13 protein-coding genes are annotated in these 13230 nt (G+C 60.9%); 8 read left to right on the plus strand and 5 right to left on the minus strand.

The window, feature by feature from the left end:
* Window positions 1-328: 328 nt before the first annotated feature.
* From SR908_RS08410 to erpA, 4 genes are all read right to left on the minus strand, one after another.
* Window positions 329-1099, minus strand: a complete 771-nt coding sequence (locus SR908_RS08410; RefSeq protein WP_272884743.1) for an amino acid ABC transporter ATP-binding protein — start codon at window positions 1097-1099, stop codon at window positions 329-331.
* Between the two features lie 10 nt (window positions 1100-1109).
* Window positions 1110-1781: an amino acid ABC transporter permease gene (locus tag SR908_RS08415; protein ID WP_097021500.1), complete on the minus strand. Its 672-nt coding sequence runs from the start codon at window positions 1779-1781 to the stop codon at window positions 1110-1112.
* 124 nt (window positions 1782-1905) lie between these two features.
* The gene (locus SR908_RS08420) at window positions 1906-2670 is read right to left on the minus strand and encodes a transporter substrate-binding domain-containing protein (RefSeq protein ID WP_246923256.1); all 765 of its coding nucleotides are present in this window, start codon (window positions 2668-2670) and stop codon (window positions 1906-1908) included.
* A 140-nt stretch (window positions 2671-2810) separates the two neighbouring features.
* On the minus strand, window positions 2811-3164 hold the full coding sequence (gene erpA / locus SR908_RS08425; RefSeq protein WP_097021502.1) for an iron-sulfur cluster insertion protein ErpA: 354 nt from the start codon (window positions 3162-3164) through the stop codon (window positions 2811-2813).
* Between the two features lie 262 nt (window positions 3165-3426).
* Between erpA and SR908_RS08430 the strand changes: the two genes are divergently transcribed.
* The 6 genes from SR908_RS08430 to SR908_RS08455 all read left to right on the plus strand — a co-directional run bounded on the left by SR908_RS08430 (window position 3427) and on the right by SR908_RS08455 (window position 10120).
* The gene (locus tag SR908_RS08430) at window positions 3427-5142 is read left to right on the plus strand and encodes a chloride channel protein (protein WP_246923253.1); all 1716 of its coding nucleotides are present in this window, start codon (window positions 3427-3429) and stop codon (window positions 5140-5142) included.
* A gap of 60 nt (window positions 5143-5202) precedes the next feature.
* Complete coding sequence (locus SR908_RS08435) at window positions 5203-5634, plus strand: CopD family protein (RefSeq protein WP_246923250.1); 432 nt, start codon at window positions 5203-5205, stop codon at window positions 5632-5634.
* Window positions 5634-6458 carry a bifunctional hydroxymethylpyrimidine kinase/phosphomethylpyrimidine kinase gene (gene thiD / locus SR908_RS08440; RefSeq protein ID WP_246923247.1) on the plus strand — a complete coding sequence of 275 codons (825 nt, stop codon included), beginning with the start codon at window positions 5634-5636 and terminating at the stop codon, window positions 6456-6458. The genes SR908_RS08435 and thiD overlap by 1 nt, the downstream gene beginning before the upstream one ends.
* The gene (gene thiE / locus SR908_RS08445) at window positions 6455-7111 is read left to right on the plus strand and encodes a thiamine phosphate synthase (RefSeq protein ID WP_246923244.1); all 657 of its coding nucleotides are present in this window, start codon (window positions 6455-6457) and stop codon (window positions 7109-7111) included. The genes thiD and thiE overlap by 4 nt, the downstream gene beginning before the upstream one ends.
* A gap of 104 nt (window positions 7112-7215) precedes the next feature.
* Entirely contained in the window at window positions 7216-8505 is a 1290-nt protein-coding gene (hemL, locus tag SR908_RS08450) for a glutamate-1-semialdehyde 2,1-aminomutase (protein ID WP_246923240.1), read from the plus strand.
* A 19-nt stretch (window positions 8506-8524) separates the two neighbouring features.
* Window positions 8525-10120 (plus strand): bifunctional aminoglycoside phosphotransferase/ATP-binding protein, encoded by a 1596-nt coding sequence (locus SR908_RS08455; RefSeq protein ID WP_246923237.1) that lies wholly within the window; start codon window positions 8525-8527, stop codon window positions 10118-10120.
* 178 nt (window positions 10121-10298) lie between these two features.
* Here the strand turns inward: SR908_RS08455 and SR908_RS08460 are convergent, their stop codons facing one another.
* Entirely contained in the window at window positions 10299-10982 is a 684-nt protein-coding gene (locus tag SR908_RS08460) for a LuxR C-terminal-related transcriptional regulator (protein ID WP_097021809.1), read from the minus strand.
* A 429-nt stretch (window positions 10983-11411) separates the two neighbouring features.
* Here SR908_RS08460 and rdgB point away from each other — a divergent pair, with 429 nt between their 5' ends.
* Window positions 11412-12017 carry an RdgB/HAM1 family non-canonical purine NTP pyrophosphatase gene (gene rdgB / locus SR908_RS08465; protein ID WP_246923337.1) on the plus strand — a complete coding sequence of 202 codons (606 nt, stop codon included), beginning with the start codon at window positions 11412-11414 and terminating at the stop codon, window positions 12015-12017.
* Window positions 12014-13183: a radical SAM family heme chaperone HemW gene (hemW, locus tag SR908_RS08470; protein WP_246923234.1), complete on the plus strand. Its 1170-nt coding sequence runs from the start codon at window positions 12014-12016 to the stop codon at window positions 13181-13183. Before rdgB ends, hemW begins: the two co-directional genes overlap by 4 nt.
* Window positions 13184-13230: the final 47 nt, after the last annotated feature.

Below are 13230 nucleotides of genomic sequence, written 5' to 3' on the forward strand. Positions count from 1 at the left end.
TTCATCCCTGATCGGAAAAAGAGCAAATAGCCTGCGCGGGAGCGGGGGACGGCCTGTGGATGAAAAGGGGGTTTATGCACAGGCTAGATCGTGCACCACTTGTCCCCAGGCGCATACCAGGGTCCCGCCCATAGTGGTCAACATTTGGCGGCATTGCCTCTTAACCCCCGTATGACGGGGTCAGTAGCGAGAATGAGCGGGTTATGACATCAAAGTTATGCACAGGCAAAAAATCGCCCTGTGAAGACAGAAATGAAGCGCGGCGACCCTTGGAGATCGCCGCGTAATCGTGAGGTGGGAGCGCTATCTGGTATTGGAGAACAAAGAGCTAGTGCTTGAGAACGCGGGAGAGGAAAGCTTGGGTGCGTTCGTGTTGGGGACGATCGAAAACCTCTTGTGGCGAGCCTTGTTCGACGATGCGACCGTCGTGCACGAATATGACGCGGTCGGCGACCTCGCGTGCAAAGCCCATCTCGTGGGTCACGATCATCATCGTCATGCCTTCGTTGGCCAGTTCCCGCATGGCGTCGAGGACTTCGCCGATCATTTCCGGATCGAGCGCCGAGGTGGGCTCGTCGAACAGCATCAGGCGCGGTTCCATCGCCAATGCGCGTGCCAAGGCGACACGTTGCTGCTGGCCCCCGGAGAGCTGACTGGGATACTTGTCGGCTTGATCGGTGATACCCACGCGTTCGAGCAGTCGATCGGCGATTTCCCGGGCCCTGGCGTTGTTGAGCCCGCGTACTTTCTCCGGAGCCAGGGTTACGTTGGCATGCACCGACAAGTGGGGAAACAGATTGAATTGTTGGAAGACCATGCCGACTTCGGTGCGGATGGTCTGCAACGATTTCCCGCCCTTGCCGTGCGGTGTGAGCTCGTTGCCATCGACGACGATGCGTCCTGACTGGAACTCCTCGAGGCCGTTGACGCAGCGAATGAGCGTCGATTTACCGGAGCCGCTGGCACCGACGATGACGACCACCTCGCCGGCGGCGATCTCGAGATCGATATCCTGCATCACGTGCAGGCTGCCGAAATACTTGTTGACCTTCTCCAACGTGACGATCGGAGTGGTCGAATCTTGCTGACTGTCATTCATGATAGGCGCCTCATTGTCCGACCAGGCCCTTGCGCTCGAGCAGGCGCAAGGCGAAAGAGAGACTCAGGGTGATCGCCAGATAGAGCAAAGCGACCATCAAGTAGACCTCGAGCGCGGTGAAGGTGGTCGCGATATAGACCTGGCCCTGACGCACCAGCTCGCCCACGCCGATGACCGAGAACAGCGAGGTGTCCTTGATGCTGACGATGCCCTGATTGCCGAGCGCCGGGATCATGCGGCGTAGCGCCTGGGGCCAGATGATGTAGCGGAAGGTATCGGTCCGCGACAGGCCCAGCGACAAGCCGGCTTCGCGTTGACCCTTTTCGATGGATTGCACACCGCCACGCACGATTTCCGAAATATAGGCACCTGCGTTGAGGGCGATGGCGGCGATACCGGCGACGACGGCGTTGATCGGACCGCCGAGGAGTTGCGGCAAGCCATAGAAGATGAACAGTACCTGCACGAGTACCGGCGTGCCGCGGAAGATCTCGATGTAGACAGTGGCTGGCCAACGAAGCAAGCGCAACGGGCTGATGCGTAGAAGGCCAAAGATGATGCCGATCAGAAAGCCGATGGCGAGGCCGCCGAACGAGATCAGCAAGGTCCAGGGGATACCGGTGAGCAAGTGCGGGATGGAGGCGATGGCCGCCTGCCAGTCGAACTGGAAAGTGACGTCCACGAAGGTGTCTCCAGGGTCGTGCCTCGGCGTACGTGCGCGCTGAGGCGACGACGCTTACGGTGGATGATGAGCCATGAAAAGGGGCCGGGTGATTATGCACCCGGCCCCTGAAGGATCGTCGTACTTATTCGTCGTCAGGCGCCTTGCCGAACCACTTTTCGTAGATATCGTCGTAGGTGCCGTCTTCACGCATCTCGCTGAGCGCTTCGTTGGCGGGTTCTACCCATTCGCTGCCCTTGGCGAAGGCGATCCCGTATTGCTGACCTTCATAGAGTGGCCCGACTACCTTGGCCTTGCCCTCGCCTTTGGTCTCGGCGAAGTAGCCAACGTTGGGCGCATCGTAGAAAACGGCATCGACGCTGCCGCCCATGAGGGCCATGTACATGTCGGAACTGCCGGGATACGGGGTGATTTCGGCGTCGTCACCGAGCTCTTCCTGAAGGTAGTCATAGCTCGTGGAACCGATCTTGGTGCCGATACGCATGCCTTCGAGGTCGTCGAGTTCCTCGACGTCATCGTTGCTGGTGGGGACCAGGATGCGCAGACCGCTGTCGTAGTACGGATCGGAGAAATCGACGATCTCGCCGCGTTCGTCGGTAATGGTGATGCCCGCGATGGCGATATCGACATTGCCGGTCTGCACGGCGGGGATGATGCCGTTGAAGTCCATGGTGTTGAGATCGACTTCGAAGCCGGCACGATCGGCGATGGTGTTGATGATGTCGATGTCGAAACCGACCATTTCGCCGCTATCCTCGTCCATCATCTCGAAAGGCACGAAGCTGGGGTCGGTGGCCACGGCGAGCGTGGGCGTCTCCTGGGCGAGGGCGGCGCCGCTGGTACCAAGTGCCAGAGCCAGGGCGGAAAGACGTAGTGGCAAGTGTTTCATAGTGTTCCCCGTTTGCTGTTGTTGATGGAACCGCTTCTACATTGACGAGTCCCGGTGGGAGCGTCAAGTGGAGGGAGGGGGAACGCGAAAGGAGAGAAGGGGCATCCGCGTGGCGGACGCCCGAGGCGCTGCATGACCGCTCAGACGGCGAACGAGGCACCGCAGCCGCAGGTGGACGTGGCGTTGGGATTCTTGATGATGAAGCGCGCTCCGGCGAGACCTTCCTCGAAATCTACCGTAGAGCCGACCAAGTATTGATACGAGAGTGCGTCAATGATCATCGAGGCGCCGGCATGTTCTATGACGGTATCCTCGTCTCCGACGTTTTCGGCGAAATCGAAACCGTACTGGAAGCCTGAGCAGCCTCCACCGGTGACGTAGACACGCAGTTTGAGACCCGGCTTGCCCTCTTCCTCGACCAATACGCCCAGACGCTGGGCGGCGGCATCGGTCAAGTACATGGGCACCGGGACGAACGATTCAGCCCCGCTCATGGGTGACCTCCTTAATCCATCGTGTGGCATATGGCTTACCATTATCGTGAAAACCAAGCAAAACGGTCAACTTTGTATTGCTCTGGAGTGATGCCTACCGTCCTTCGCTAAGGTGTATGATAGGAAATACGCTATGCCAGATTGCCATGGCGACGCCGGGGCGTGGCCATGCCGCGCGTCATGACCTCGGTGGAATCAACCGTTCATAGGGAGATACGGTGTGCCTTCGCGTCGGTTTCGACCACCGCTCAAGCGGCCCAGTATGGACGCTTTTCGTCGCCGCTTGGCAAGTGTCGATGCGTTACCGCAGTTATGTGTGCTGGGCGTCCTCTCGGGGCTTCTGACCGGCGGTCTAATGGTCGTGTTTCGCGGCGCACTGGAGTTTGGGGCGTTGGCCTTCATGCCCGATGGCGACCCCGAGGCCTTCGAGCGACTCGCAGCCCCCCTTCGCGTGGTGTTGCCGTTGATCGCCGTGGCGTTGATCGGCCTGTGGCTATGGCGTATGCCGATGAGCGCCGGCAAGATAGGCATCGGCCATGTCATCGAACGGTTGACCTATCATCAGGGCAAGATGCCGCTGCGTAACTGGATCACCCAGTGGTGGGTAGGGCTCGTGGCTCTGCTGGGCGGTCTTTCCGCAGGTCGCGAGGGACCCGCGATTCACCTCGGTGCGGCGGCGTCGAGCTGGATCGGCCAGACCATGCGGCTGCCCCACAACAGCCTGCGAGTGTTGGTGGGGTGCGGTACCGCGGCGGGCATCGCCGCGTCGTTCAATACGCCGATTGCCGGCGTCATCTTCGCCATGGAAGTGGTGATGATGGAGTACACCATCACCGGTTTCATGCCGGTCATTCTGGCCTCGACCACCGGTGCCGTTGTCTCGCAGTTGGTCTACGGTTCTCAGCCCGCCTTCTCGGTGCCCAGCGTGCAGTTGGCTTCGTTGTTCGACCTGCCCTGGATCGCCGTTACGGCCTTGTTGATCGGGCTGGTGGCCGGCGGCTTCGTGCGTCTTGCCAGGCCTGCAGTGTGGCAGAAGCGCCTGCCCATGTGGGGTCGATTCCTGGCGGTGGGCGTTGCGGTGGCGGCACTGGCCTGGTGGTACCCCCAAGTCCAGGGCATGGGCTACGACTCGCTGGAGCGCATGCTCATCGGCCAGCCGGCGCTGGATGTGCTGATTGCCGTGGCGCTCGGCAAGCTGGCGCTGACGGCACTGGCTATTGCCTTTGGGGTCCCGGTGAGCATCATTGGGCCGATTCTTGTGTCGGGAGCGGCCCTGGGCACGTTGTGCGGACTGTTGTGGGCCACGCTGATGCCGGAGCTGGCTTCGTCGCCGGTGGTCTTTTCGTTGCTGGGCATGGCGGCCATGATGGGTGCCGTGCTGCAGGCGCCCCTGGCGGCGTTGATGGCGTTGCTGGAATTGACCCACAATTCGAGCATCCTGCTGCCGGGCATGCTGGCGGTGGTCATTGCGGTCCTGGTGGCGCGTCAGGGGTATCACTGCTCGGGGTTCTTCATCTCCACGCTCGATAGTCAGGGCCTGCATCCTTTGCAGCGGCCCCTGATGCAAGCCTTGTCACGGGTCGCGGTACCCGCCGTCATGGAACGTAGCGTGGCGCGGGCACCGCGGGTGTTGTCGCGGGCTCAGGCTCAGGAACTGCTGGCCGGCAAACCTACCTGGCTGGTGGTCTCGCGCGAAAACGACAAACCCCCGGTGGGGCTCAAGGCCGCCGGGCTGGCACGGCTCATGCTCGACGAGCAATGGCAGGACGAACCCCGCTTCGACCTGCTGGAAATCCCCGGTCAGCGTGTCGATCTGGCGCCCATTTCCTTGCAGGCAACGCTCTCGGAGGCCTTCGAGCAGCTCAACAAGTATGGCGTCGATGCGCTCTACGTCGAACACACCACGGCCCCGCTGATCCGCAAGATTTCGGGTATCATCACCCGCGACGCCATCGAGAACTACTACCGTAACAAATGACTCCGGCACGGCTCCGGGGCACTTTCTGAAAGAACGTAGGACTAGCATTAAGGAAGCGTCATGTATCATTGGATTTTATCGCTGCATCTGGTTGCCGTCATGACCTGGTTCGCGGCTCTTTTATTTATCCCCCGATTGTTCGTCTATCATGCCCAGGCGCGTGATCATGGTGATGAACAGGCGATGGGCTACTTCCAGCTCATGGAACGGCGTCTCTACAAGGGCATCATGCTGCCGGCGATGATCGCGGTGATCGTTTTTGGTGGGCTGCTGATCTATCAAGTGCCGAGCGTCATGAGTAATGGCTCGTTTCATTTCAAGCTGCTGCTGGTCGCATTCTTGATCGGCTACCATCATGTGTGTCTGGCCTATCTCAAGCAGTTCGCGGCGGGACGTTGCCAGAAGAGTTTGAAATTTCTGCGTGTCTTCAATGGCATTCCCATTCTGCTGCTGTTTGCCATCATCCTGCTCGTCGTGTTTCAGCCGTTTTGATGGCGACGCCAAGATTGCCTGCGGTGCTGGTGCTTGCTGGACACGATCCCACTGGTGGGGCGGGGCTGACCGCTGATGCCGAAGCCATCCGCGCCTGCGGTGGCTGGCCGTTGACCGTGCCTACTGCGCTGACGGTGCAGACCACGCGTGACGTACAGCGCGTCATGCCGTGTTCGCGCGAGAACATCGAAAGCGCTTGCGAGGCCTTGTTCGCGGATATCGAGATCAGCGCCATCAAGGTGGGGTTGATCGCCGATCGTGCATCCCTCGAGGCGGTCATCGCCGTGGTGAGCGCGCATCCCCATTTACCGTTGATCGTCGACCCGGTGATGCGTGCCGGTGGCGGCAGTGAACTGGCGCCCGACGACGGCGTGCCGATGTTCCGCGAACGCCTGCTCCCGCTAGTGGATATCTTGACGCCCAACCGCCAGGAACTGGCGCGTCTGAGTGGGGTTTCCGGCAGCGAGGTGGATCGAGTAGTGGAACTGATGTCGCTGGGCGCGCGGGCGATTCTGGTCACCGGTGCCGATGCCTGGGAAGACGAGACGTCCGTGAGCGATGAGGTTGTCCACACCCTGCATACCCCCGACAATAGTCGCCAATGGCGCTGGCCGCGGCTGGTGGGTGACTACCATGGGTCGGGATGTACCCTGGCGGCTTCGCTTGCCGCGCGCCTGGCGTGTGGTGAATCCTTGATCGAAGCATGCAGCCAGGCCCAGCGAGTAGCGTGGGATAGCTTGGTGCATGCGCAACGTCCCGGGCACGGCCAGGCGTTACCCGATCGCCTGTGGCGATTGCCGCCCTTCGAGCGCGAGGCGACATGACGGGGGATTGGACGCGAGGCATTTACGCCATTACCGATGCGACGCTGCTGCCGGATGATGAGCGCCTGTTCGCGGCTTGCGAGCGCGCCTTGAGCGCCGGTCCGGCGCTGCTGCAGTACCGTGACAAGTCGACGGATGCCGACAAACGCTGGCGCCAGGCCGTGACCCTGGCTGGGTATTGCCACGATACCGGGGTACCGTTGATCGTGAATGACGATATCGCCCTGGCGGTGCGGCTGGGTGCGCGTTTTGGTTCCACCATCGGCGTGCACCTGGGGCAGCAGGATGGCGCGTTGGACGCCGCGCGCGAGGCGCTGGGACCCTCGGCGATCATCGGTGCGACCTGTCATGCGCGTCTCGACCTGGCCGAACGCGCAGTGGCCGAAGGTGCCAACTACCTGGCCTTTGGGCGTTTCTTCACCTCGCGCACCAAGCCCGAGGCACCGCCGGCGCCCTTGACGCTGCTTGGCGAGGCAGCGCGTTTCGGCCTGCCGCGTGTGGCGATCGGGGGGCTCGACGTCCACACTATGCGTCTAGCTCACGAGGCCGGCGCGGATTTGCTGGCCACGGTGCATGCCGTCTTCGGCGCCGACGATCCCGCCGTTGCCGTCAGGGGCTTGCAAGCGAGTCTCGGCGATGCGGCGCGACACTGAATTATCCACAGGTTCGAGCGGCGAGTTGTTCGACCTGTCCAGAGAGTTATCCACACTTTCTTTTAACCACACGCTATTTTAGCCACACACAGCCAGAGGAAGTCATGACCACGTCCGCACAACTCTTCGAGCAGGCTTGCCGTCACATCCCCGGCGGTGTGAATTCCCCCGTGCGTGCCTTCAAGGGCATGGAACGCGCGCCGGTGTTCGTGGAGCGCGCCCAAGGCGCCTACCTCTATGATGTCGAAGGGCAGCGCTACATCGATTATGTCGGCTCCTGGGGGCCGTTGATCACTGGTCACGCCGATCCCGACGTGCTGGGCGCGGTACGCGCGCGACTCGACGACGGGTTGTCCTTCGGCACCCCGACCGCCATCGAAACGCGCATGGCGGAGCTAATCTGCGAGATCATGCCGTCCATCGACATGGTGCGCATGGTCAACTCGGGCACCGAGGCCACCATGTCGGCGATTCGCCTGGCACGTGGCCATACCGGGCGCGACAAGATCGTCAAGTTCGAGGGCAATTACCACGGGCATTCCGATTCGTTGTTGGTCAAGGCCGGGTCCGGCGCGTTGACTCATGGCGAGCCGAGTTCACCCGGCGTGCCTGCGTCCCTGGCCGAACATACCGTGACGCTGCCCTACAACGATCTGGACGCGGTACGCGCGTGTTTCGCCGAGTTAGGGGACGAGATCGCCGGCATCATCGTCGAGCCGGTAGCGGGCAATATGAACTGCATCCCGCCGCAGCCCGATTTCCTCAAGGGCCTGCGCGAGATCTGCGATGCCCATGGTAGCGTGTTGATCTTCGACGAGGTGATGACCGGCTTTCGCGTGGCGCTGGGCGGCGCTCAGGCGCATTTTGGTGTCACCCCGGATCTGACTTGCCTGGGCAAGATCGTCGGCGGTGGTATGCCGGTGGGCGCCTTCGGCGGCACGCGCGAGATCATGGAGCAGCTCTCGCCGCTGGGGCCGATCTACCAGGCGGGTACGCTGGCCGGCAATCCGCTGGCCATGGCCGCGGGCATCGCGCTGCTCGAGAAGATTCGCGAACCGGGCTTCCACGATGCGCTCGGCGAACGTGTGGCGACGCTGTGCGATGGCCTGGAAGCCCGCGCGGAAGCGGCCGGCGTGGATTTGATCACCCAGCGCGCGGGCGGCATGTTCGGGGTCTTCTTCACGGCCCAGCGGCGTGTCGATAATTTCGCGCAAGCGACGGCCTGCAACGCCGATATGTTCCGGCGTTTCTTCCTCGGCATGCTCGAACACGGCGTCTATCTTGCGCCGTCACCGTTCGAGGCGGGCTTCATGTCCAGTGCACACACGCCCGACGATATCCAGGCCACACTGGATGCCGCCGAGCAGGTATTGGCAACGCTCGAGAACGCCTGAGGTGGCGGATGAACGGGCGATGGAACGACGGGACGCGGGGGAACGCTCAGTGAGCCAGGCATTGATCGAGGCATTGCGCCAGGGCCGGGGATTCGACCATCCGGTGAGCCGGATCGAGGTGTACGAGACGCATGTTTCATGGGTCATCCTCACGGGGGATTATGCCTACAAGATCAAGAAACCGCTGGATTTCGGCAGTTTTCTAGACTTTTCTACGCTGGAAAAACGGCGTCGGCTCTGCGAGCAGGAGGTGCGTCTCAACCGTCGCCTTGCCCCGGCGTTGTACCTCGACATGGTCGCGATTACCGGCACGCCTGAGGTGCCACAGCTGAATGGAAGTGGCACGCCGTTTGAATATGCCGTCAAGATGCGCCAGTTCAGTAACCGTCATCTGTTCAGCACCTTGCAGACCAGCGGCGAACTCTCGGTGGAACTGCTCGACGATCTTGTCGATCAGCTGGTGGCATTTCACGAAGACGCGCCGCGTATCAGCGGCGATAGCCCACTGGGATCGCCAGACACCGTGCGTCGTACGCTGGACCGCGAGTTTCGCTTGATCGAGGCACGGCTCGACGACACCCAGGCACGCGAACGTCTCTCGCGACTCGAGACCTGGAGCCTGGACAGCTTCGCGCGGCTCGAGCATGAGTTCGAGCGACGCTGGCGCGAAGGCTTCGTGCGCGAAACCCATGGCGACATTCATCTTGGCAATGCGGTGCATTTCGAGGGCCGCGCGCTGCTCTTCGACGGCCTGGAGTTCAACGCCGAACTGCGCTGGAACGATGTCGGCTGCGAGCTGGCGTTCTTGTTGATGGATCTTGAGGCGCGCGGCGAACAGGCCTTCGCCAACCATGTGCTCAATCGCTACCTGGAACTCTCCGGCGATTACGAGCTGGTGCGCCTGCTCGCCTATTACAAGCTTTATCGGGCGCTGGTGCGGGCCAAGGTGGCGATGCTGCATTACCATCAACCACAATTGACGCCTGACGAACGCCAGGAAGTGTACGCTGAGTACCAGCACTACATTGCCCTGGCCGAGCGGTACAGTGAGTTTCGCTTCCCGTACCTGATCGTCGGCGTGGGTGTCTCGGGCAGTGGCAAGAGCCGTTTTACCGGCGACATGGTGCAGCGGCTGGGCGGCGTGCGGGTGCGTTCCGACATCGAGCGCAAGCGACTGTACGGCTTCGAGGCCCAGGCCAGTACCGCCGATGGTGCCGATATCTATACGTCCCAGGCCACTGCAAGTACCTATGATCGTCTCGCTGAACTGTCGGGTATCTTGCTGGAATCAGGGCTGCCGGCCTGTGTCGATGCCACTTGTCTGACGCGCGCCCAGCGCACGCAACTATGCTTCGAAGCCGAACGTCGTGGGCTGCCGGTGCTGCTGGTGAGTTTCGAAGCGGATGAAGCGACCCTGCGCGCGCGCATCGAAAGGCGTGCCCAGCGGGGTGGAGATCCCTCTGAGGCTGGGCTCGAGGTACTTGAACGCCAGTTGGCGCGTTTCGAACCTTTCGCCGACGATGAACTGAGCCATCTAGTCCATCTCGATACTACGGCACCGGATGCCAATCGTACCCTCGTGTCGATGATTCAGGAGCGTATCCAACTCAATTGAAATTGAGGCGCCGTCATCGTCACGTCGCGGCTGCGTCATGCGCCTGTCATGTCTCCCCTTTATGTTAAAGGAGTGGTTAGGGTCGTCACGTTGCCGCATGGCGTGTGGGCAATGTGAATCTCGTGACATTGCGCCGCTCCTTTGGGAGCGGCGCTTTTTTTGGTCGGTACCGCCGGGGTCATGACGTGCGTGCCTTGCGGGGGCTGCGCAGCGAGACCATGGGGGGGGCACCGAGATTCTGACGTGCCCAATTCATGGCCTGAATGCGGTTGTGAACCTTGATCTTGCGGAAGATATTATAGAGATGCGACTTGACGGTATGTTCACTGACGAAAAGTTGGTCGGCGATTTCGGTGTTGGAAGCCCCGGTGCCCAGTAGGCCGATGATCTCAAGCTCGCGGTGGGTCAATCCACAGACCGGACGATACGCATTGAGTTGTTGGCGGCGATAGAAGTCGATCAGACGTGTCATGAGGTTGCGCGACATCCACAGATCGCCTTCGAGCAGCTTGGCGATACCCTTGCAGATCAGCAGCAGGTTGTCCTGGCGATAGAAGACGCCCTGTAGATGCAGGCTGATCAGCAGCTCCGCCGCATGCTCATCGTCACGCAGGTTGAAGGCTGCGAGGATCATTTCCGGGCTTTCGCTGGCACGGCTGTTCCATAGATGCATGCAGTTTTCGTCGACATGGTCGGCATCCAGCAATACCACGACCTTGCCATCCGTGGGCGGCTCGAAGCTTTCCTGAGTGCTCAGAGCCGAGACCTCGCAATCGAGTTGCTGGCGAATGTAATCGATGAACAGCTGCGACTGCGGATTGCAGTCGGTGACCATCAGGACCCTTGTGTTTTCCATGCTCATGCGTTTCATCCCGGTGTTGTGTGAGACATTATCAGTGGCATCTCCCGACTTTCTCATGGCCGGTTTCATGCCGAATTGCCCTCAAGCCTTGTCCGAGATACGTCCTTTGTAAATAGACAGTAACCCCAGCAGCTTAAAACTTAAACGAATATAATCTTTATTTTTTATACCTTTTTTAAATTTTATAGTCGCGTCAGGTGGTTGGGCGAGTCTCGCAGTTCTCTCGATGAGTGCGGCGTGGGTGGAGGAAGAGAAATTTCAGGCATGCCGCTAATTAATATTAGCCAAATGTTGGCTTAAAAGTATGAGGAATTTAATTTATGCAATTAACATGCTGTTTTTAAAGGTATAATAATTAATGGTTCGGGTGGTTTCCCGACCGTAGAGCGGTCCGTAGAATGAGTGGCCGAGCGATAAGGAGGAAGCATGATGGCGGATCGAAAGACCCTGGTGCTAGCCAGTGGCAATATCGGCAAGTTGCGTGAGTTCCAACACTTGCTGGGTCCCTTGGGCCTTGAGGTGCGCCCCCAGCACGACTTCGCCGTAGCCGAGGTCGAGGAAACCGGCCTGACCTTCGTCGAGAACGCCCTGCTCAAGGCTCGCGAAGCCTCGCGGGTCAGCGGATGTCCCGCTCTCGCCGATGATTCGGGGCTGGAGGTCGATGCCTTGCATGGCGCCCCGGGGATCTACTCGGCGCGTTTCGCAGGCGAGCCCAAGGATGATGGCGCCAACAATCGCAAACTCCTGGAAGCGCTCGATGCAGTGCCGGAGGGGCAACGCACCGCGCGGTTCTGGTGTGTACTGGTGTACTTGCGTCATGCCGAGGACCCGGTGCCGCATATCGTGCAGTGCGCCTGGGAAGGGGAAATCCTGGCGCACCCACGGGGTGAGGGCGGCTTCGGCTACGATTCCCTCTTTTGGGTGCCGGAACGTGGCATGAGCGCCGCAGAGCTTCCCGCCGAGGACAAGAACCGGCTCAGCCATCGGGGCCGTGCCATGACCGCGTTGCTCGCCCAGTTGTCCGCCGACTCATGACGACCCTGCCTCCCTTGTCACTCTATGTTCACGTGCCCTGGTGCGTGCGCAAATGCCCATATTGCGATTTTAACTCGCATGGCGTGGGGCATGACCGAACGCTTCCCGAACGCGCCTATGTCGACGCTCTGCTTGACGATCTGGAGGCGGATTTGGCGTTGGCCAGCGGCCGCGAGCTGGTGAGCATCTTCATCGGCGGCGGCACGCCCAGTTTGCTGAGCGGCGCGGCGTATCGGCGTCTGTTGCAGGCGATAGAGACACGCTTGCCGTTCGCCTCGGATATCGAGATCACCCTCGAAGCCAATCCCGGGGCCGTGGAACACGACCGCTTTGCGGCGTATCGCGAGGCGGGTATCAACCGCCTGTCGCTGGGGGTGCAGAGTTTCCAGTCTCGCCAGCTCGAGCGCCTGGGGCGCATTCATGACGGCGACGAAGCCGCCCAGGCGTTGCGTAACGCGCGTGCGGCGGGGTTTGATAATATCAACCTCGATCTGATGCACGGTCTTCCCGAGCAGGGCGTGGAAGATGCCTTGGCGGATATCGATCAGGCGCTGGCATTGGCGCCCGAGCATATCTCCTGGTATCAGCTCACGCTCGAGCCCAATACCGAGTTCTACTCACAGCCTCCGCGTTTGCCCGATGAAGATGTCCTGTGCGATATCCAGGAAGCTGGACACGCGCGGCTCGAGGCCGCGGGCTATGACCGCTACGAGATTTCCGCCTACACGCGTCCTGATCGCCAGGCGCGCCATAACCTCAATTACTGGACGTTCGGCGATTATCTTGGCATCGGGGCCGGGGCGCACGGCAAGTTGAGTGCTTGGCAGCCCGACGGCAGCCTGGCCATCGAAAGACGTTGGAAGGTGCGTCAGCCGGAAGCCTATTTGCGGCGTGCACAGGATCCGCGCGGTTTCGTCGCCGGGCGTCGCGCTCTCGAGACGCAGGAGCTGCCGCTGGAGTTTTTGATGAACGCCCTGCGTCTCACCGAGGGCGTTCCGCGACATTATTGGCGCGAGCGGAGCGGCCTGCCTGATACACTGCTCGACGCCCGACTGGAAGAGGCTCAGGCCAAAGGATTGCTGTGCGATCCGGCACAGCGCCTACAAGCATCGCCTCACGGGCTGTTATTCTTGAATGACCTGCTCGCGCTTTGTGATGAGCAGTGACAAATGCTTCGATAGCAAGAACGTCAGGACGTTTGTCGAAGCGTATT

It is taken from the genome of Chromohalobacter canadensis, from assembly GCF_034479555.1.
GTDB lineage: Bacteria > Pseudomonadota > Gammaproteobacteria > Pseudomonadales > Halomonadaceae > Chromohalobacter > Chromohalobacter canadensis.